The 20,269-nt window shown below is 59.4% G+C and carries 22 protein-coding genes and 1 pseudogene; 10 read left to right on the top strand and 13 right to left on the bottom strand.

Annotation, left to right across the window (positions count from 1 at the left end; genetic code table 11):
* The first annotated feature begins 158 nt into the window (after nt 1-158).
* Nucleotides 159-913 (top strand): IS5 family transposase gene (locus tag GOB90_RS07535; protein ID WP_373322074.1). Its coding sequence is split into 2 segments (ribosomal slippage): nt 159-497 and nt 500-913, totalling 753 coding nucleotides; the frame shifts between segments, so codons are not numbered across the junction.
* 270 nt (nt 914-1,183) lie between these two features.
* Here GOB90_RS07535 and GOB90_RS07530 read toward each other — a convergent pair.
* The 9 genes from GOB90_RS07530 to GOB90_RS07490 form a co-directional block, all read right to left on the bottom strand.
* Entirely contained in the window at nt 1,184-1,966 is a 783-nt protein-coding gene (locus GOB90_RS07530) for a cytochrome c family protein (RefSeq protein WP_077813803.1), read from the bottom strand.
* A complete protein-coding gene (locus GOB90_RS07525; protein ID WP_077814491.1) occupies nt 1,963-2,691 on the bottom strand; it encodes a hypothetical protein in 729 nt (242 codons plus the stop codon). The genes GOB90_RS07530 and GOB90_RS07525 overlap by 4 nt, the downstream gene beginning before the upstream one ends.
* Nucleotides 2,691-4,826: a 2Fe-2S iron-sulfur cluster-binding protein gene (locus GOB90_RS07520; RefSeq protein WP_146887087.1), complete on the bottom strand. Its 2,136-nt coding sequence runs from the start codon at nt 4,824-4,826 to the stop codon at nt 2,691-2,693. The genes GOB90_RS07525 and GOB90_RS07520 overlap by 1 nt, the downstream gene beginning before the upstream one ends.
* Nucleotides 4,827-4,959: 133 nt before the next feature.
* A complete protein-coding gene (locus GOB90_RS07515; RefSeq protein ID WP_007284535.1) occupies nt 4,960-5,523 on the bottom strand; it encodes a c-type cytochrome in 564 nt (187 codons plus the stop codon).
* 83 nt (nt 5,524-5,606) lie between these two features.
* Nucleotides 5,607-5,876: a hypothetical protein gene (locus GOB90_RS07510; RefSeq protein WP_242011317.1), complete on the bottom strand. Its 270-nt coding sequence runs from the start codon at nt 5,874-5,876 to the stop codon at nt 5,607-5,609.
* A gap of 203 nt (nt 5,877-6,079) precedes the next feature.
* A complete protein-coding gene (locus GOB90_RS07505) occupies nt 6,080-6,886 on the bottom strand; it encodes a copper resistance protein B (RefSeq protein ID WP_018307593.1) in 807 nt (268 codons plus the stop codon).
* Nucleotides 6,883-8,715 carry a copper resistance system multicopper oxidase gene (locus tag GOB90_RS07500; RefSeq protein ID WP_146887085.1) on the bottom strand — a complete coding sequence of 611 codons (1,833 nt, stop codon included), beginning with the start codon at nt 8,713-8,715 and terminating at the stop codon, nt 6,883-6,885. The genes GOB90_RS07505 and GOB90_RS07500 overlap by 4 nt, the downstream gene beginning before the upstream one ends.
* A 76-nt stretch (nt 8,716-8,791) precedes the next feature.
* On the bottom strand, nt 8,792-9,199 hold the full coding sequence (locus tag GOB90_RS07495; RefSeq protein ID WP_231502865.1) for a hypothetical protein: 408 nt from the start codon (nt 9,197-9,199) through the stop codon (nt 8,792-8,794).
* Between the two features lie 2 nt (nt 9,200-9,201).
* Nucleotides 9,202-9,474 (bottom strand): metal-sensitive transcriptional regulator, encoded by a 273-nt coding sequence (locus GOB90_RS07490; RefSeq protein WP_007284529.1) that lies wholly within the window; start codon nt 9,472-9,474, stop codon nt 9,202-9,204.
* Between the two features lie 43 nt (nt 9,475-9,517).
* On the opposite strand from GOB90_RS07490, the gene GOB90_RS07485 reads away from it, so the two are divergent.
* From GOB90_RS07485 to tnpC, 4 genes and pseudogenes are all read left to right on the top strand, one after another.
* Nucleotides 9,518-11,944, top strand: coding sequence for a heavy metal translocating P-type ATPase (locus GOB90_RS07485; RefSeq protein WP_077813805.1), 2,427 nt, complete (start codon nt 9,518-9,520; stop codon nt 11,942-11,944).
* Between the two features lie 293 nt (nt 11,945-12,237).
* Entirely contained in the window at nt 12,238-12,678 is a 441-nt protein-coding gene (tnpA, locus tag GOB90_RS07480; protein ID WP_010515588.1) for an IS66-like element accessory protein TnpA, read from the top strand.
* A complete protein-coding gene (tnpB, locus tag GOB90_RS07475; protein WP_146887083.1) occupies nt 12,675-13,022 on the top strand; it encodes an IS66 family insertion sequence element accessory protein TnpB in 348 nt (115 codons plus the stop codon). The genes tnpA and tnpB overlap by 4 nt, the downstream gene beginning before the upstream one ends.
* Before the next feature lie 65 nt (nt 13,023-13,087).
* Nucleotides 13,088-14,677, top strand: a pseudogene (tnpC, locus tag GOB90_RS07470) (IS66 family transposase).
* On the opposite strand, the gene GOB90_RS07465 reads toward tnpC, so the two are convergent.
* The 3 genes from GOB90_RS07465 to GOB90_RS07455 all read right to left on the bottom strand — a co-directional run bounded on the left by GOB90_RS07465 (nt 14,667) and on the right by GOB90_RS07455 (nt 16,748).
* Nucleotides 14,667-14,930, bottom strand: a complete 264-nt coding sequence (locus GOB90_RS07465) for a hypothetical protein (protein WP_198912234.1) — start codon at nt 14,928-14,930, stop codon at nt 14,667-14,669. The pseudogene tnpC and the gene GOB90_RS07465 overlap by 11 nt on opposite strands.
* A gap of 5 nt (nt 14,931-14,935) precedes the next feature.
* On the bottom strand, nt 14,936-15,382 hold the full coding sequence (locus GOB90_RS07460; protein ID WP_146887080.1) for a helix-turn-helix domain-containing protein: 447 nt from the start codon (nt 15,380-15,382) through the stop codon (nt 14,936-14,938).
* A 106-nt stretch (nt 15,383-15,488) separates the two neighbouring features.
* Nucleotides 15,489-16,748: a tyrosine-type recombinase/integrase gene (locus GOB90_RS07455; protein WP_146887078.1), complete on the bottom strand. Its 1,260-nt coding sequence runs from the start codon at nt 16,746-16,748 to the stop codon at nt 15,489-15,491.
* Between the two features lie 412 nt (nt 16,749-17,160).
* Here GOB90_RS07455 and GOB90_RS07450 point away from each other — a divergent pair, with 412 nt between their 5' ends.
* On the top strand, nt 17,161-17,331 hold the full coding sequence (locus GOB90_RS07450) for a hypothetical protein (protein WP_173571982.1): 171 nt from the start codon (nt 17,161-17,163) through the stop codon (nt 17,329-17,331).
* An 11-nt stretch (nt 17,332-17,342) separates the two neighbouring features.
* On the opposite strand, the gene rpsU is transcribed toward GOB90_RS07450, so the two are convergent.
* Nucleotides 17,343-17,546, bottom strand: a complete 204-nt coding sequence (rpsU, locus tag GOB90_RS07445; protein ID WP_146887076.1) for a 30S ribosomal protein S21 — start codon at nt 17,544-17,546, stop codon at nt 17,343-17,345.
* A gap of 210 nt (nt 17,547-17,756) precedes the next feature.
* Here rpsU and def point away from each other — a divergent pair, with 210 nt between their 5' ends.
* The 4 genes from def to GOB90_RS07425 are packed head-to-tail and all read left to right on the top strand — an operon-like array spanning nt 17,757 to nt 20,260.
* Nucleotides 17,757-18,308, top strand: a complete 552-nt coding sequence (def, locus tag GOB90_RS07440) for a peptide deformylase (RefSeq protein ID WP_146887073.1) — start codon at nt 17,757-17,759, stop codon at nt 18,306-18,308.
* Nucleotides 18,305-18,958: a ubiquinone biosynthesis protein COQ9 gene (locus tag GOB90_RS07435; RefSeq protein ID WP_261765940.1), complete on the top strand. Its 654-nt coding sequence runs from the start codon at nt 18,305-18,307 to the stop codon at nt 18,956-18,958. Before def ends, GOB90_RS07435 begins: the two co-directional genes overlap by 4 nt.
* 35 nt (nt 18,959-18,993) lie before the next feature.
* Nucleotides 18,994-19,509 (top strand): MarR family winged helix-turn-helix transcriptional regulator, encoded by a 516-nt coding sequence (locus GOB90_RS07430; RefSeq protein WP_146887071.1) that lies wholly within the window; start codon nt 18,994-18,996, stop codon nt 19,507-19,509.
* Nucleotides 19,499-20,260 (top strand): response regulator, encoded by a 762-nt coding sequence (locus tag GOB90_RS07425; protein WP_146887069.1) that lies wholly within the window; start codon nt 19,499-19,501, stop codon nt 20,258-20,260. The genes GOB90_RS07430 and GOB90_RS07425 overlap by 11 nt, the downstream gene beginning before the upstream one ends.
* The last annotated feature ends 9 nt before the right edge of the window (nt 20,261-20,269 follow it).

Here is a 20,269-nt window from a genome sequence, read left to right as displayed (position 1 = left end):
ATCATAACGTTCCTCCACCATCATCAATGGTAAGCATATAGTAAAGCCTGAACACTCCTACGGCGTGTCGTCAGTTAAGACCTGAGAGCTTGAAGTGAGGGTTGTACGTTCTGTTGCTCTGTGCTGACTGTTTTTCCGGCTTTGGAGGAGAACAACAGATGCGGCGCTATGGCTTACGTGACGACCAGTGGGAGCGTATAAAAGACTTTCTTCCGGGTCGTGAGGGTCATGTCGGAGGCACTGCTGCAGACAACCGCCTTTTCGTAGAAGCTGTGCTGTATCGCTACCGTGCAGGCATTCCCTGGCGTGATCTTCCGGGCCGTTTCGGGGACTGGAAAAACGTGCACAGACGTCTGCGTCGCTGGTGTGAAACTGGTGTTATTGAGCGGATCTTTCGCCATTTGGCAGCAGATCACGACAATGAATACATGATGATCGACAGCACCATTGTCCGGGCGCATCAGCACAGTGCCGGAGCCCTCAAAAAGGGGGCGCGGATCAGGCCATCGGACGATCCCGGGGCGGATTGACCACAAATATCCATGCTATCTGCGATGCTCTGGGCAATCCGGTGGAGATCGATATCACACCGGGAAAGGATGCGGATATTAACCGGACGGAACCGATGCTGGAAAACATCGATCCGGATGCCTTCCTTGCTGATAGGGCGTATGACGCAGACAGGTTGATCGACCGATTGACAGAGCGCGGGATTACCCCGGTCATACCGTCAAAACGCAATAGAGCGATGCCGCGGAAAACCGACTTCGCTCTTTACAGGGAACGTAATCTTATCGAACGGTTCTTCAATAAACTGAAGCAGTTCCGCGCTATTGCAACCCGCTACGACAAACTGAAATCCACCTTCCTCGCGGCGGTTCAGTTCGCCTCAATCATCATCCTGCTTAACTGACGACACGCCGTAGGAGTTTCCTAATAATTATAGATTTTTTTTGAAGAAATGTCAATTTTTCTATCTAGCCCTAACCTGGAAATAACCCTATTCGGGCCAGAGTAAGCCAACTGCTTGCTTCAAAAGTTTACGACATGCGAAATAATCATGCGTAACGTTCGATATATTTTCTGATTTACAATATATTTTTTGGGCAATGCCGCCGCTTCCAGTGATTTCATCATCACACACGCGTTAAATGGCGATATTCTGACGCAAATTTCGTAAGATTTAATGGTGCTTATACCATCCATACCCTCGAATATTGTTCCATGCATCGGTGGTATGGCAGGCATAGCAATGCTCCACCGGGGCATCCTGATGCGCGACGTGCTGCGAAATCATTTTGAAATGCATCATGTAATGGCTGGGCGGCGCCTTGTGACAGGCGTTGCAATCCGTCGATATCTGATCGGCGGGATGTTCGAACGCGGCGATCAGCCATGTATTGGTGGAGTGACAACTCGCGCAATCAGGACCAAAGCGGGCGCGATGAGGATCCACGTTGGAGTGACAGCTTGCGCAATTCAGATGGAGAACGGCATCACGGTCAAGTCGATGATCAGTCGGAATAGCCGCAGCGCTTCCCGGAATCGGCGACGCTCCAACCAGCCCGGCTGAGCGAAGTTGCGCAACGGTGTCTGACCAGAAATCCGCCCTCGTCAATGCACTATGATCCATCACGGTCATATGTGGCCGTTCACCGTGCTCCACATGACAGGACGTACATTGCGTCGCCGCGACATGAAACCGGGTGGATTGCTTGTCGGCGAACGACGCCAGAGAATGACATGTCACGCAGTTATTGGTCACCACACCTGTGAAAGGCCTGTGACATGTCTCGCACTGGCCCGCGATAAACTGGTGCGCTTTCGAGATCGGTCCGGGATTCACCAACCCTTCCCAACCTGGAACTGCGTTACTGCCGGAACGATGCACGGCAAGGGGCACAACCAGTCCGACGATCAGAGCCGCAAGCGCAAAGACCGTATAGAGTATGACAGCGGGCTTCATAGCCACCTCAGCCCGTAATACAGGCCTGACCAGATATGCAGAATCAGCAGAAAATAGAGGATGACCACAAGGATGACGTGAATCTTGCGCCAACGCCCGAACAGTGCGTTCGCCACCCTCTCCGACCTGACCGCATACTCAACATCGGCCAGCGCGGAGGCAATCGTGGCCTCGCGATCCGATGTACCCCGCGTACCGGGATAGGCCGAGGTCAGAAAAAGGCGCTGGACGATATTACGGGGCACATCCGGCGTCTCGGGCATCAGATGCGCCACCCCGGCATCTGCCAGAGACGTGCGCAGTTGGGCCAGTTCCTGGGTGCGACCGCGCAATCCGCGCCCGATCTGGATCAACATGTAGCGCCCGACATAGCCACTAATGGCGAGGACGAGCATGATGCCGGTCAGCGAGATCCCCATCGGGCTATCGAATTTATGGGCGGCGTGGATCAGGCCCAAAATGGGTGCAAGGACGCCAGCATAGATATGCACCGACAGAAGGGTTCGGCTCTCGACACGCGGCGCGAAATAACGATGCACGACGGGAATGCGTTTGCCCGCTACGTAAATCAGCGGCACCAGCATCAGGATAGCGGCGCAAATGCCAATCAGGCTGCCAGCCAGACTTCCGGGAAAGCGCGGCGCGACATGCACCAGAAAGCCCAGCGGGAACAGCACCAGCAGGACGACCAGGGCGCCGACAATGATTTCGCTGCGCTCCTGCATCACGCCTCCACGACCAGCGGACCACCCGTGGTCTTCGCCTGACAGGCCAGGATGAAACCCTTGGCCTTGTCAGCCGGATCGAGCCCATCCTCGACCGCCATCGTCACCTGGCCTTGCAGCAGATGTGTCGTGCATACGCCGCAGATACCGGATCGACAGGAGGATGGAATATTGACGCCTGCCGCATCAGCCGCGTCGAGAACCGTTTCATCCAGTTGCAACGGAGCCGATTTCCCTGAAGTGGAAAACGTAATGGTCGTTGCGGCAGGCGTGACGGCCGGAGATGAGGGGGCCGCCACAGGCCCGACCGCAGGTTCGGCCTTCATCGCGGCTGGTCCGAATGCCTCGCTATGAACATTGGCTTCCGGCACACCGAGATCCGTCAATAACGCTCTCATGCTTGCCATCATCCCGGGTGGGCCGCAGACATGGATACGTCGGTTTGTGAGATCTGGCACCGATTGCTGAAGCAGTTCCTTCGTGATGCGCCCTTCCGGCCCCGACCACTCTGTCCCCGGCGACCGCCGCATGGTGGCAATAACGTGCAGTTTGTCATTGCGACGTTCCAGCCACTCGATTTCCTGGCGAAACACATAGTCGATGCTGGCATGAGCGGAATAGACGAAGTAGATCTCGCCCGGCCAGACGATATCGGTCAGGTATCTCAGGACCGCCATCATCGGTGTGATGCCTACGCCGCCGGACAGCAGGACGATCGAGTCTGCCTCTTCACCCGTAAAGGTAAACATACCCGATGGACCCGCGATCTTTAAAAGATCACCCTCCTTGACCGTGTCATGCAGGTAGCGCGAGACCAGCCCGTGTTCCTCGCGTTTGATCGTTAGTTCGAGATGTTCGACCTGCCCCGGCGACGATGCGATCGTATAGGACCGGCTCGCGGGCTTGCCAGACGTCGGCTCGATGGTGAGTTGCACGAACTGGCCGGGTTTGAAGTCAAAGGGAATCCGCCCCCCATCGGCCGGAACCAGATAGAACGTCACGATCGCCGGCGTCTCCCGAATGATCCGGGCCACTTTCAGGCTGCCACGCCAGAGGCCGTGTCGCGGTACGTCGACGATCGGAGTGGCCGTTCCACCGCCTGGTCCCGGTACAGGGGGAGGCGGGGGAACAGGAGGTGTTGGACCGCCGCCGGTCGACGATGGTGGCATGGGCGGAACCGTTGGTTTCGGTGCGAATGCCGTGGTGGTCGTGAGAATCTCCTGCACACGATGCAACCGCAGGACCTGCAAGATCAGCAGAGCGATCGATACCAGGATCAGGATCGTCATGAACACCAGGTGAGTCGGCGTCAGTCCGAAAAATAGGCCGTTTTGCTGGCTCGCCGCGATTGTCGGCAGACCCATCTGTGCCGTGAACCAGTTGAAAGCCACCATTTGAGGATTAACGAGGCCGGTCGCGGCCGCGCGCGCGGCCATTCCGCTATCGAGCAACGCAACACCGTCATGGAGATGTTGGCTGGACCGACGCATCGTCTCCCACGACAGGGACTGAGCGGCATCGACCGATGCAGCGCCGACTTCGCGAAGACCGTCTTGAAGCCTCTGTGCCGCAATATCGGCCAGCATCTGACGTTCGACGTCGGTCAGCTTCGGATGCGTCATCATGAAAGTATAAAGCGGCGTGTGACCGCGCGCTCCGCAACAACCCGCGTCGGCCTTGTCTGCTCCGGGAACCGCACTCAATGCCTGCCCAGCCTGAGGCAGCATGCGGCTCATCATATCGCCCTGCTCAGCCGGCCTGGATGATGGCGCACCGGGGGGGACCGCCGCGCCCATGCCAGGGTGATGGCTCGCATGCTCGTCACCACCCATCGACATCATGCTGCCCATGTCGGACATGCCTGAGTCGGGTCGAGCGGGGGGCGTCTTCATTCCGCCGGACGATTCGGCACCCCGGTCGGCATCCCGGGGCGCTGCCATAGGCCCATCGTCCTCCGGCTGATCCCGCCGCAGCGCCAGAGAAGGTGGCGGACTGCCTGCCGTAGGCCCCGCCATAGTGCCGCTGGACATGGCCGGAACAGTGGGAGACTCACCCGGAGCCTGAGCGAGTCCCTCTGACATGCTGACGAGCAGCGTCATGATCACGACACTCACGCTCGAAAAGATGCGCCTCATGGTTTCTCCAACACGTCATCATCCTCGGCAAAGCGCATACCGACCCATTTTCCGGACGTCGTCAGGAATAAGAAATTACTATACGGGGGTATGGCATATTTTCCTTGATCTCGATCAATTATCGCAGCGGCATCTACGGTCGGGGCATCGGCATATCCATGTCGTGATGCGTATGATGTCCGCCAGCTGCTCCTGCCTGGGCGACCAGCGCCTGGTAGTCAGAACTGTTCATTCCCGGAAGGCTCCCGAGAAACGCAACGATGTTCCAGAGATCATCATCACCATGATCCGCCCAGGACGGCATGCCCGACATCTTGATGCCATGCTTGAGGATCCAGAACAGTTCGCCCGGTGTATAGCGTTGCGCCACATCCTTCAGAACCGGCGGCTTCGGATACATCCCCACCGCCATATCCTCGGCCTCGACGCCCGGCGCGGAATGACAGGAGGCGCAATGCGTCGAAAAATGCGATGCGCCGCCGACGAGCCGTGCCTGCGTTTCAAGATCGACAGGTGCGGTAATGCCCTCGGCGTGATGCCGGATTGAATGGAGGCGTGCCGTTTCCAGAACACGATAGGTCAGCCGCCAGTGCGGCGAGGTGGCGCCCACATCATACAGGCCACCGAAAACGACGGTCGCTCCTGCGCCGATCCCAAACAGCAGGATACCGGCGAACCCCCAGATCAGTCTTGTCATACGTGCCTCCTTGTCATACGTGCCTCCCTGGGCCTTTCCAGGGGCGACGCTGATGGCGCCGCCCCGCTCCGGTCAGGACCCGATCAGCGCTGATGAACCGCGTCAGGCATGCCCTGCGGCCCCATCGGCATCTTCATGCCGCTTTCCTTGTCACCGCAGCCCATTTTCATCTTGTGATCTGACGGCGCCATGGCGTGGCCGTTCGACATATTCATGCCCTTCATCTTCATACAGTCTCCCATCTTTCCCTTCATTTTCATGCCCTTCTCCATGCCCTCCATGCCGGAACCGGACATGCCGTCCATTTTCATCTTGTCGTGGTCCATCCCCGACATGCCGGACATGCCCTGCATCCCGGACATATCCTGACCCTGCGGCTGGGCCGGTGCCGGAGCGGGGGTCTGGGCATGCGCAACCGAGACCGTGGCCAGAAGTGCGGCCAGAGCGGCCGAGAACCTGAAATTGATAGTCAGCATTTGTAAGTTCCTTATCTTTTGTTATCTGAAACGGGGCCGCACGGAGCGCCCCGCAACGACTTCACATCGGGCAGGAGCGGTCAGAACCACGTCCTGATCCCGAAGGTGAAATTCAGGTCCTGGACACGCTCATTCCTTGAACGCGCCATGTCGGCGGCCTGACCGAACGTGCCGGAGTAACTCACGCCGATATAAGGCGCGAATTTCCGATGCCATTCGTAGCGAAGCCGCAATCCCGTATCGATATCGGACAGCCCGGTTCCGACGCCGCGCGCACGATCGGACGCGGAATAGAAGTTCATCTCGACCTGGGGTTGGAGAATCAGGCGATTAGTCAGCAGGATATCGTATGAGCCCTGCAGACGCCCCGCCGCACCCCGGTCGCTGAAATAGGCCGTGGCCTCCACATTGAAGAAATATAGAGCCAGTCCCTCGACCCCGATCGCGCCCCAGGCCCGTGTGGGGCCGTTGTCAATATCGAGACGCACGCCAGTCTGGACATCGAAATACCGGGAGATGGCACGATCATAGAGGGCCTCATGATCTCCATCACCGAACTTGCCGTTTGTGCCGACCGTGCCTTCGGATTTCAGCCAGAGCTTGTCGTAGTCAGTGCCGAACCAAGCCTGCCCATCGTAACGGAACTGCCCGCCATCGGCACCAAAGCGCGCCTCGAACTGGTCGAGCAGCGCATGCATATAGATGTTATGGTCCATGACCGGCTGGATGCCGTTGACATAGACCACGGGCGCGGGAGCCGAGGCGGTCTGCGCTTCCTGGGTTCCTTCGCTCTGGCGTGCCGGGACTGACTGGGCGCGTCCCGTGCCAGGTACCGCGGTAGCCAGTCCAGCGGCAAGGACCGTGCCACCTATCAGACCCCGGATCACGACACCACCACCGTGCGGAACATGCCCACCTCCATGTGGTAGAGCAGGTGGCAGTGATATGCCCACAGCCCGGGTTCGTCCGCCGTGACCAAGTAACTCAGCCGCTCACCCGGCTTGACGGTAATCGTGTGCTTGTAGGGTCGGCAGTCACCCTGCCCATTTTCCAGTTCGCTCCACAATCCATGCAGATGGATTGGATGCTCCATCATCGTGTCGTTGATCAGGACGAAGCGCACCCGCTCGCCCAAAGTCAGACGAATCGGTTCCGCTTCCGAGAACTTCTTGCCGTCGAATCCCCAGATGAAGCGTTCCATGCTGCCGGTCAGGTGCAGGGTGATCTCGCGCGACGGCGGGCGTGGGTCCGCGCCCGGGATCGTGGCCCGCAGATCGGCATAGGTCAGAACGCGGCGACCATTATTCTCCAGCCCGTCGCCCGGCTCCGCCAGCCGGTTGATCGGCATCATGGCGACACTCTGCACCGCGACGCCGGGTTTCAACTCTGTTTTATGCCGCGACGCAGCCGCCATGCCCGGCATATCCATCGCAGCGGCTCCGGGTCTGTTAGCCTCCTTCATGTCCATGTGATCCATGTCCATGCCGCCGCCGGCAGGGGCATCACCGGGCTTCCCCGGCGAACTCCCCATCTCCATGCCCGCCATGCCGCCCTTCATGTCCATATTCCCCATACCCATGTCGGTCATGGTGCGCAGAGGGCGCGGGTCCATGGGGGGAACCGGCCCGGCAAGGCCCGAACGGGTGGCGAGCGTGCCGCGCGCGTATCCGGTACGATCCTCGGCCTGGGCAAAGACTGTGTACGGTCCATCGGCGGTGGGGCTGACAATTACATCGTAGGTTTCCGCTGGCCCGATGCGGAATTCATCGACCGGAATGGGCTCCACGTCATTACCGTCGGCCTGAACAACGGTCATCGTCAGGCCGGGAACCCGCACGTCGAACAGCGTCATCGCCGATGCATTGATGAAGCGCAGGCGTATGCGCTCGCCCGGTCGGAACAGGCCCGTCCAGTTTGCAGCAGGCGACTGGCCGTTGATCAGGTAGGTGTAGATGATGCCCGACACATCCAGAATGTCGGTCGGCGCCATGTTCATGGCACCCCATTGCAGGCGATCTCGGATCGTCGCACCCAGCCCCTGCCGATGTGCGTCACGGAAGAACGTGTCCACCGTACGCTGGCGGAAATTGTAGTAATCGCTCTGGAATTTGAGGTTGGAGACGATGTCCTCAGGATCGACGTCGGTCCAGTCGGACAGGACCATCACATAATCGCGGTCGAAATGCTGCGCGTAACCGTCTCTCGGGTCGATGATCAGAGCCCCATACAGGCCCGTCTGCTCCTGGAAGCCGGAATGGCTGTGATACCAGTAGGTGCCGCTCTGATGCAGCGGGAAGCGATAGGTGAACGTGTCACCCGGCGCGATCCCGCCAAAGCTCAGACCGGGCACGCCGTCCATGTCGGCCGGCACCCGGATTCCGTGCCAGTGGATCGAACTGGGCTCATCCAGCCGGTTGGTGACATTCAGTTCGACTGTGTCGCCCTGACGCCAGCGCAGGATCGGCGCGGGCGTGGAGCCGTTCACACCCACCGCGTGCATGCGCGCACCGGTGATATTGATCGGTACAGAACCGATCGTAAGGTCGAAACGGGTGCCAGGCAGCGGGTCGGGCCGCCCCGACGCCGGTGTATAGACCGAAGCGTAGGCGCTCGCGCTGCCCTGCGGGAGGGCCAGTGCCGCTCCCCACAGGCCCGTCCCGACGACGAAACGACGGCGCGTGATCGCGCTCCGTCCCGCAAGGGATCGTATTGACATGAATAATAGTCCGCAAAAGAGAGAAGGCGGAGCCGGTCATAGGTCCATGACCAGCCCTGAGACTGTCAGAACAGAATCAGGCCATCTCTCTGGGCGGTGGCAGGGCCGGCGCGAACCCATGACCGACGATGCGATCCGAGCGAGACAGGCCGAAAGGTGCCGTAACACCTGAGTAATCAAACGCCCTGGTCACGGAGGGCGGCATCAGCCAATTGGCGACGCAGGCACCCTGGGCGCAGCAATCGCCGCAATGATGACATGGATGATGGTCGTGGCACGGTTCATGATTGCAATGTGCGGTCGTCGTATCCGCACGGGATGGCATCTGCATCCCTGGCATGTCGGCCATCGGCTGGGTAACCACAGCAACTGTAGAGGGCAACGTGGCGGCATGACCCGGCATGACGGATGCCAGCATCAGCCCCACCTGCAGAAGCAGGCAGGCCAGCAACCGTCCCAACCGTATCGCGCCGATCTCTTGCACGTCTACCCCGTCATCTTGCTGACCGTTTCGATCAGTTCCCCGATTTTTTCCTGACGCTCCACCGGATCGCCGGATTCGATCGCCTCCACGACGCAGCCCGCGATATGTTCGCGCAGAACAAGCCCCTCGAGCCGATGCAACGCCGCCTTGGCGGCCCGAAGCTGAAGCAGAACATCCACGCAATAGCGGTCTTCGTCCACCATTTTCTGGATGCCACGCACCTGACCTTCGACCCGTTTCAGGCCCTGCGAAATCTTTACCCGTGACTGCCTCATTGCACTATACCCTACAGGGGCATACCTTGAAGTGCAAGCGATTATGGCATACTTCGACGCCGCGGCTGGCGGCCACAAGCAAGGGGGCTTCATGACGAACGACAATACAGCAGCTTGCGCGTCCCATCTCCATGGAGAGGGTCCCACCCCGGCAGCGACCGGAGTTGACGCGCACCTGGTCAAGGATCCTGTGTGTGGCATGACGGTCGATCCCGCGACGGCGACGCATCATGCCGACCATGATGGCCGGACCTGGTATTTTTGCAGCGCGCACTGCCAGACAAAGTTCGAGGCCGCCCCCTGTCATTACCTGCACAAGGCGGACACGACGCCCATCAAGCCTCAGCCCAGGCGGGCCGGGATGATCTGGACCTGCCCGATGCACCCCCAGATCCGACAGGATCACCCCGGCTCCTGCCCCATCTGCGGCATGGCGCTGGAACCGGAGGAGCCATCCGACGCCGACATGCCCAACCCGGAACTCGTGGATTTCAGCCGGCGCCTGTGGGGAGCGAGCATATTGGCGGTCCCGCTCGTCGTCATCGCCATGGCGGCGGATATGGGAGGGCTGGCATTTTTCGATGGCGGCCTGACGAACTGGATTCAGTTGGCGCTTACGGCACCAATCGTGCTGTGGGCCGGCTGGCCGTTCCTCGAACGCGGCTGGATGTCTCTCCGCACCCGGCATCTGAACATGTTTACGTTGATCATGCTGGGCGTCGGCGCGGGCTTTCTCTACAGCATCGCCGCGACAGTAGCCCCTGGCCTGTTCCCTGCTGCCTTCCGCATGCATGACGGGTCGGTCCCGGTCTATTACGAAGCCGCAGGTGTTATCGTGGCCCTGGTGTTGGCCGGGCAGGTCCTGGAACTGCGCGCCCGCGCCCGTACCAGTCGCGCCATTCGCGCCCTGCTGGATCTCGCACCGAAAATCGCACACCGGGTCGGCGCGCAGGATCGCGAGGACGACGTACCGCTGGCCCAGATCGTGCCCGGCAATCGGCTCCGCATCCGGCCGGGGGAAAGCATCCCGGTGGACGGCACCGTCATGGACGGGCGCTCCAGCGTGGACGAAGCCATGCTGACAGGAGAGCCAGCACCTGTCGCCAAGGGCCCGGGTGACAAGGTGACGGGCGGAACCATCAACGGCACCGGCAGCCTGCTGATGACGGCCGAGGCCGTCGGCTCGGACACAATGCTGGCCCGGATCGTCAGCATGGTAGCGGCCGCCCAGCGTACGCGCGCACCGATCCAGGCGGTGGCGGACCGGGTCTCCGGCTGGTTCGTGCCGCTGGTCGTGCTTGTGTCCCTGCTGACCTTCGTTGTCTGGCTTCTGGTCGGTCCGCAACCGCGCTTCGGACACGCACTGCTGAACGCCATTGCGGTCCTGGTGATCGCCTGTCCGTGCGCGCTGGGCCTGGCCACTCCGATGTCGATCATGGTCGGCATGGGACGCGGGGCGCGAGCTGGCGTGCTGGTTCGCAACGCCGAGGCCCTGCAGGCACTGGATACGGTCGATACGCTGGTGATCGACAAGACCGGCACCGTAACGGAAGGCAAGCCCCGGCTGATCGCGACCGAAACATCAGGTGCATGGGATTCCAGCATCGTCCTGCGACTGGCGGCATCACTGGAAACACAATCCGAGCATCCGCTGGCCCAGGCGCTGGTCGCCGCGATGACGGAGCAGGGCCTTCAGGCCGCGCCGGTCGGGGATTTCGCGTCTCAGACCGGCCTGGGCGTGACCGGCACCGTGGACGGGCATGCCGTCGTCGTCGGAAACCAGGCCCAGATGCGGCAGCAGGGCATCGATGCGTCGGCATTGATCCCTGTCGCGGACACCCACCGGGCGGAGGGCGCGGGCGTCATGTTCGTCGGCATCGACGGACAGGCCGCTGGGTTGCTGGTCGTGGCCGATCCGCTGAAGACCGACGCGAAGGAGACCATCGCGGCACTGCACGCAGCCGGCATGCGGATCGTGATGCTGACGGGTGACAATGCCCGGACTGCGGAAGTCGTGGCCCGGCAGGCGGGAATCGACGAGGTACATGCCGACCTCAAACCCGAGGATAAGGCCGCGATCATTCGTGACATGCAACAGAAGGGAGCCCGTGTCGCCATGGCGGGCGACGGCGTCAACGACGCGCCGGCCCTGGCCACCGCCGATATCGGAATCGCCATGGGCACAGGCACCGATGTCGCCATCGAAAGCGCCGGGATGACACTGGCACAAGGCAGCCTCGCCGGACTGGTACGCGCCCGCCGCCTGGCACAGGCGACGATGCGCAACATCCGGCAGAATCTGGCATTTTCTTTCCTGTTCAATGGGATCGGCATCCCACTTGCCGCAGGCGTACTGTATCCCGTCTTTGGCCTTACGCTGTCGCCCATGTTCGCGGGAGGCGCGATGGCCCTGTCATCCCTGGCCGTCGTGACAAACGCACTGCGGCTCAATGCCCTGAGACTTCGGTGAAAGCAGATTGCCTATTTCGTTCAGAAGGCAATGCCTATCCGGGGCCCGCTTGCAGAGGTCGACCAGGAAGACATCCGGTGACTGCTGCGCCAAGCTATGCTCTCTTAATTCGGCAACAGGAAAGTCGTCTAGGTTCCATGTGACGATTATCGGCGCGTCTGCCTCGATCGCGGTCGCGGCGACGGGACGGTCATCAGGATCGAGCAACGTATATGGTCGGAATTGCTGTTCGTAAGTAAGCTTCCGGTGTGAGACGCCTTGTGGATTTTATGGTGTGGTGATGTGTTCTGTTCATGACAGAGCGATCAGAACAGAATGATGCTTGTGTCGCAGCGACATTCGCTGCGACACAAGCATCGCGAGCCCTTCATCCGGTTATTGAAATTGTTGGCGAACGGCGCCGGGCCTATGATGACGCGTTCAGACGTCGGGTTGTGCTGGCTTCTTATGAAACTGGTCAGTCAGTCCGTGCTGTTGCGCGCCAGTTTGGTGTCCACGTCAGCGTCGTTTACCGATGGCGTCAGAGACTGGATTTCGTAAACCCGTCTGCGAAAGAGCAGCTTTCTTTTGTGCCGGTTCATATGACATCCCCTGTTGAAGGGCTGGGAGGAGACCAGTCCTGCGGGAGTGGACATGAAGCCAGCATTCTTTTTCCTGGTGGCGAGAAGCTGATGGTTGACAGCCGGATCGCGATTGAAGATCTGAGGAAACTCCTTCAGGTTTTACGCTCATGATCCCTCTTCCCTCTGGTCTGAAGACATGGCTGGCGGCAGGTGCGACAGACATGCGCCTTGGCATGCCCGGTCTGGCGCTGAGGGTTCAACAGTTTCTGGGGAGAGACCCCTATGCTGGTGATGTTTTTGTCTTTCGTGGCCGACGCGGCGATCTGGTGAAACTGATCTGGCATGACGGGATTGGAGTGTCCCTCTATGCAAAACGGATTGAACGTGGGTATTTCATCTGGCCCTCGGCAAAGGACGGGGCCATCCATCTGAGTGCGTCACAATTAAGTTGTCTGCTCGAAGGGATCGACTGGCGTAATCCGCAGAAAACATGGCGACCTGAACTGGCGGGGTAACAAAAAGGGGATCGTGATCCATAGTCCTGTACCCTTTTGAACGGTTTTGTGCTGAACTGTTTTTCATGACGGGAAGCATGGATGACATAACGGCCTTACGTGCGGCACTTGCCGCCGCCGAGACGCGTGCCCGTGCTGCCGAAACCCGGGCCACAGACGCTGAAGCCCGAGCAGTCAGCGCTGAAGCGCAGATTACCCATCTTAAACATCTTATTGCACGGATGCGTCAGGACCGCTTCGGGACGTCATCGGAACGGGGACGGCGCCTGCTGGACCAGCTGGAACTTGAGCTGGAGGAGCTGGAAACAACGCAAGCCGAAGACACGTTCGAAAATGCGGCGGACCTCGCTGTCCGTGCAACAGCACCGCGGAATAACCGGGGGCGGCAGCCCTTACCCGCCGACCTGCCACGCGAACGGATGGTTCTTCCTGCGCCAACACAGTGTCCGTGCTGTGGCGGGATGCGCCTGAGCAAACTGGGCGAAAGTATCACTGAGACGCTGGAAGTGATCCCACGCCAGTTCAAAGTCATCCAGACGGTGCGGGAGAAGTTCACCTGTCGGGATTGCGAGAGCATTACCCAGCCACCAGCGCCTTTCTACCCGATCTCACGGGGGCGTGCAGGGCCAGAACTGCTGGCGGGCATTCTGTGCGACAAGTATCTCCAGCATCTGCCGCTGAACAGGCAGAGTGATGCCTTTGCACGCGAAGGGATTGATCTCGACACGTCAACGTTAGCCGACTGGGTGGGAGCCTGCACAGCGACCCTGGCCCCTCTGAACGCGCTGATCCGGGTCCATGTGCTGGCAGCTGGTCGTCTGCATGCGGATGACACCACCGTGCCCGTGCTGGCGAAGGGCCGAACACGCACCGGTCGATTGTGGAATTATGTGCGCGACGATCACCCCTTTGGAGGCACAGCACCGCCAGCCGTGTGGTTCCGTTATTCACGGGACCGCAAGGGCGAACATCCTGTCGATCATCTTTCGGGCTGGACGGGGATCGTGCAATCCGATGCCTATGCCGGATATAACGCTCTGACAAAACCGGGCCGTCAGCCTGCACCTGTCGTGTCTGCAGGATGCTGGGCGCACGGACGAAGGGGGCTGTTCAAAATCGCGGAGAAGGACAAGGCCCCGCTGGCGATAGAGGCAGTGCGCCGCATCGACGCCATCTTCGAGGCTGAACGTGTGATAAACGGCACCCCAGACCAGCATCGGCTCGCGGTCCGTCAGGAAAGCAGTGCTCCCATGGTAGAGGACCTGTTCATGTGGATGCGTGACACGTGCCAACGCATGTCATCAAAAAATCCCATTGCACAGGCCATGAGCTATTTTCTCAGACGACCTGATATGTTCACACGGTTTCTACATGATGGGCGCATCTGTCTCACAAATAACGCCGCAGAGCGTGCGCTCCGTGGGATAGCCCTCGGCAGAAAAGCCTGGTTATTCGCCGGGTCAGACCGGGGCGGAGAACGCGCTGCCGCCATGTATTCCCTGATCGTCACCGCCCGTCTGAACCTTGTCGATCCCAAAGCATGACTCGCAGATGTCCTCGCCCGTATCAACGATATGCCAAATCCACGCCTCCATGAACTCCTGCCATGGCACTGGAAAACCCTTCACCACAGCAATAATACCATCAAAGCCTGATTACGCCCGCGGCTCTCTCCGGATGCTTACGTTCGTAACCGGTTACTGTCGCCTTCGGCAGCGCGGCGTTCATGAGTTGCTTCGTAGTCGCCAAGCGTTCGGCCGAAAGGTCCGGCGTGTTGGCCAGAAGGTTTCGTATCCACTCGTCATGAATCGCGTCGGTCCACCGCGCATCGACCGTCCGCCGCCGCCTGGACGACGATGTTCCTAAGGTGAAACGGGTAGAGGATACAGGCGTCGTAGATTGCGACAACGGGACTAAATGCCATAATGGAGATGGAGATTCTCGGAGTCGGCGGCCAAATCCTCGATGGCCTTCTGCCGAACATCGAGTTCCGTATTCAACGCCAGCACGTCCTTGAGCGACGCGCGGCGGTGCTTGCCGATATAGCGGAACGGAAGGTCGCCGCGATCCATCCGCAGTACGACGAGCGGTCGGGAGATACCGAGGATGGTGGACGCCTCGGTGGGGCTTAATTCCTGATCTTCCGAAAGGACCGCCACCCGCTCGCCGTTGAGCAGGTGGTCGATCAATGCCTCGACGGCACTGGCTGCCGCCGGCGGCAAGGACATGGTCTGATCCTGCCCGTTCCGGCGCCGGACATGCAACTCGAAACGATCGCCTTCTACCAGCTTCGGCAGAGGGGCGACCTTCTTGCGGTCCTGGTCGGACAGACCGGCGAACGTGACGACGTGGCTTGCCACGACGGGTTCTCCTACGCATCCAGTCGCGTGCGCCCTTAACTGCAATAACTGAAACCGGTCGGCGAGGTATTCCGGCCGCAAGTGGTCTTTGGTCCCCCCGATGCCGTCACGCTGCCAGCCCCTCAGCCCGGCCCGCCTTCTTCTCTCCATCCAACAGCAAAGCGATCTTGTCGCAGGTGCGGCTAACGGCCAACTTCAGGGCTTCGTCGATATGCACGTAGCCTTGGGTCACGCTTTGCGCGGCGTGGCCGAGAAGCGCCCTGATCGTTAATTCGGAGAAGCCGAGATCACCTGCGACGCTGCCGAAGGTGTGCCGCAGAGTATGTGGCGTGACATCCTCGATGCCGACCGAAGCGCAGAGTCTCTCAAGGCAGGCTTTCGCCGCTGTATAATGTCCTTCACTGATATCGGACGGGAAGACATATGGCGACTCCTTACGGATCGGCTGGTTCTGAAGAACCTGCATTGCGGCCGGTCCGATGGCTCGAATCTGGGCGCCGCTCTTGGTGTCGGCGAAGTCGATATAGCCGCCCTCGGGACGAACCCATGCGCGCCGCATCCCTTGCGCTTCGGAAATTCGGAAGCCGGTCAGTAGCAGGAAGCGTACGATTGCTAGTGCGATCGGGTTTTCACCGTTACGCTCAGCATGTCGCATGGCGTCGCCGAGCTTCCCAATTTCGAGGATATTCAGCCTCCGCTGCTTTTTCTTTCCCGCAAGCCGTCGCGCGCCTTGGCAGGGATGAGTAGCAATCTTATCAAGGCGCGCAGCGTGACCGAGGATACTTTGCAGAGTCGAAACCGCTCGCGAGGCAACACCTGGGCCGCCCGTCGTGGCGCCGCCTCGCTTGGTGCTGCGGGGCTTGGCCGTCTTGCCGGCCACAATGTCGGCCTGCATTCCCTCTATATCAACCACTTTCAGCGAGCGAACGAGCCTCTTGCCGAGAAGCGGTTTGACGTGTGTCTCGATTCGGCTCTTATCCATCGCGAGCGTCGAGGCTTTGATCGGCCGGTTCCGACGTCCGATGATCCGCCCGGCCGCAGCTTCTTGGAGATACCAGTCGCAAAGGGCGGCGACCGTGATTGCCTTATGCGCCTCGACCTCTGCTGCCGGGTCTTTTCCGTGAGCGAGCAGGCCCAGCTTGATCTTCGCAAGATCACGGGCTTGTTCGACGGTGATGGCTCCGAATCGACCAAGCGCAATGCGACGGCTGCGATCGTCGGCATTGCGATATTGCAAGATAAAGGTCTTCAAGCCAGAGGGAATGATTCTGGCACCGAATCCTCGCAACTCGCTGTCCCAAAGGAACGCTTGCCCTTGCTTTGGAGCCTTCAGGGCATCGACAGCCCGTTTCGTCAATTTCGCCATGGGGCTTCCCCGTCACCGTGCTTCCTGCTTACATTATCGGGGGTAGCGACAGAATGTAAGCATTTTGTAAGCAGATGGTCGAAAACCGGAGCAAATCCGAGCGCATTACGGAGTAGGAGATTTCATGTAATATGTTGTTTTATAGTAAATTATGGGAGTCAGGCGCACCCCGGCGTATGGTTCTGCCAATTTTGCCAAGGTTGGGGTCGAGGGTTCGAATCCCTTCGCCCGCTCCAGATTGCGATGAAAATCAGACAAATAAATTCTTTGCAAAATGTTGGTCATAAATATGACTGAACATTCAGAGTATTCTGTCTCTGAACAGAGAATATCATCCATTTTTGTATGAGCAGCGCTTTGCCGCTTACGTGGTTATTCCAGGCTCTGTCTGCTTCTCCCAGGACGGGGGAAAATGCATGAATCCCGCTGGCTGACTGTGAAGAGAGTTGCCTGCGATTTGACAGCACCTTTCTTGCAAGTCCCGGAGGCTGGTGAGACTCCTGAAAATGTTTTGCTTGGTATCAGTCATAAAAAAACCCGGCTTACGCTTGGCGCAGCCGGGTTTTTTATGACCAGAATCTGATGATATTCTGATCAGAAACCTTCGCGCTCAAGACGCTTGCGTTCCATTTTGCGGGCGCGGCGCACGGCTTCTGCAGCCTCGCGGGCACGACGCTCGGACGGCTTCTCGTAGTGACGGCGGAGCTTCATCTCACGAAAAAGCCCCTCGCGCTGCATCTTTTTCTTGAGTGCTTTGAGAGCCTGATCGACATTATTGTCGCGAACGAGAACCTGCACTGGCTAGTTTTCTCCCGAAAAAATCTGCTGACCCGGTGTCATAGCGGATTCATGTCTTATTGAAGATGGGCGGGCCCCGTCATCGGGGCCACGCATCAAAGTGGCGGGTGCTTAACACAGACCGGGCAGAAAAGACAATTCGATTCTGCAGGCGTTTCTGTCTTAGAGGAAGCAGTCTATTCTTTCGGACAGGATGGAACGAGGTCGTCAATGACGTTGTTGAAAATAGCTAAAATGGGTCATCCGGTTCTGCTTGAAAAAGCCGCGCCTGTCGGAAATATCGACGATCCGGCCATACAATCGCTCATTGATGACATGATAGAGACGATGCATGACGCTGCGGGAGTAGGGCTTGCCGCCCCACAGGTTTATGTTTCAAAACGAATTTTTGTCTATCATGTTCCAAAATCCCGGCAGCAGGGGACGGGTGATGAGGAAGATGGCGTAAGGATTCTGATTAACCCCGTTATCATTCCCGAAGGTGACGAGCAGGTGCTGCGCCCTGAGGGATGTCTGTCCATTCCGGGCCTGCGGGGGTGGATACCTCGTTATTCACAGGTCAGGTATGAAGGTTTCGACCGCGATGGCCGGGTGGTCTCCGGAATTGCCCGGGGCTTTCACGCGAATGTTATTCAGCATGAAGCCGACCACCTTGACGGTATCCTTTATCCAATGCGGATGAAAAATTTAGGTATGATGGGATTTGAGGCAGAATTCAGCCGGTATCTGACTCCGGAAACCGCAGCGGAGATGATGCTGTGATCTTCGGGATGAAAGCGGCGGCCCTTATGGCAAATGCGGGCTATCGGCTGGTTCCGGTGCTGCTTCCTCGCCGGCCAGACGTCAGCGCGGAGCGGGACGCGGCGTTGTGGGCGCTGGCGAGTCGGGCGGGCGCAACAGGCTGGACGATCCCGGCTCTCCGGGACAGCGCCGGACCGGATGCGGATCTGTTGTTTCCCGGTGGTCAGACGGAACTCATTGAAGCTTGGGCTGACCTCGTCGACCGCGAAATGCTAAGGCGGATGGAAAGCAGGGCTGAAAAAGAGCCCCGCCTGAGCTGGCGTGTCCGTAGTGCTGTGCTGGAACGGCTTGCTGTTCTTGAACCTTACCGGGAAGCGGAGCGACGAACTGTGGCCACCGTTGCGCTGCCCTGTGTCGGTCATGGCGGGCGAATCCTGTCACGTACAATAAACGCGATCTGGACAGCCGCAGAGGATGATGCCGCGGGAATAACATGGGCGACAAAGCGGGTAAGTCTCGCTGGCGTTTACATGCCGACGTTCATGGCATGGCTCGGCGGCGCTGACGAAGAGGCTGTGGCGCGGATTCTGGACGCTGGCCTGGCAGGAGTGCGTCGTATTGGCGATGCAAAACGAATGTTCTCCTCCCATCAGCCCGCACGCGCTGCGTGAGTGAATTCAGGCAAGGGAAATCAGCCGGGGATAATATGCCCGGAAATGGCCTCCTGTTTCTGCGTGAACAGCAGATCCGTTTTGCGCAGGAGCTTATGCTTCTCGCCTGGCGCGAACTTGGGCGGGTTATAGCTCCGGTTCTTGACGAACTCGGTCTTGGTGCGGCGCAATATCGCGTGCTTCAGATTCTGGCCTTACATCCGGCGCTCACTGTGGGAGCACTTCAGGATGTGCTTGGCGTAACGAAGCAAAGCCTGACGCGCACACTTGGTGAGCTGCAGGAGCGTGGGCTTGTCTTGTCAAAGCCTGGTCGCCAGGATCGTCGCCAGCGCTTTCTGACGCTGACAGAGAGCGGACAGGCTGCGGAGGCGCGCCTGTTTGCGGTGCAGCGTGAACAGCTGGTTATAGCTTATCGTGAGGCTGGCGGCACGGCCGTGCTGGGCTTCAGGCAGGTTTTGCTTGGAATGCTGTCGGACGAAAGCCGTATTTTTCTGACAAGCGGGTCTCAGCTGAAAGATCCGTCAAAGGGGAAGACGCGGGATGGTCAGTGAGAATACGGGTTTTTCAGACCAGGATCGGTATTTGCGCCCGGAAGCACGTGATGACGGTGTCACCGGGGCCCATATTCTCGTGGTTGACGACGATGTCAGATTACGGCGCCTGTTAAGACGCTACCTGGTGGAAAATGGTTTTCGGGTCACGGCCGCTTCCTCCGCCGCAGAGGCCCGGCAGGCGCTTGGTTTCATGTTGCCAGATGCGCTCGTGCTTGACGTCACCATGCCTGGTGAAGACGGGCTTCAGCTCACGCGTGCCTTGCGGGAGCGCGGGCTTGATATACCCATTCTGCTTTTAACCGCGCGAGGGGAAGCCGAAGACCGGATCACTGGTCTTGAAGCCGGCGCCGATGATTATCTTGGCAAGCCTTTTGAACCCCGGGAACTTCTTCTGCGCCTGAAAGCTCATCTGCGTCGTCTGACGCCACCCGCGCCGAGCGAGAACCTGCGGGTGGTCAGGCTCGGAGTGCTGGAGTTCGATCCCGCGCGCGGTCTGCTTGCGGGAGAACATGGCACTGTGCATCTGACCGGCGGAGAAGCAGCGCTGCTCGCCGCCCTGTCCAGACGCCCGAATGAAGTCCTGTCACGTGAGGAAATCGCGGAGGAACTCGATATGGCGGAGATCGGAGAACGTGCCGTTGACGTGCAGGTTACCCGGCTGCGCCGCAGAATCGAACCGGACCCGCGTGAGCCGCGCTATCTGCATACGATTCGCGGGAAAGGGTATGTACTGAAGCCGGGTGTATAAGCGGGTGAT

Origin of the sequence: Acetobacter oeni, from assembly GCF_011516825.1 — a bacterium.
GTDB classification, from domain to species: domain Bacteria; phylum Pseudomonadota; class Alphaproteobacteria; order Acetobacterales; family Acetobacteraceae; genus Acetobacter; species Acetobacter oeni.
This window is presented reverse-complemented; position numbering and strand designations above follow the sequence as displayed.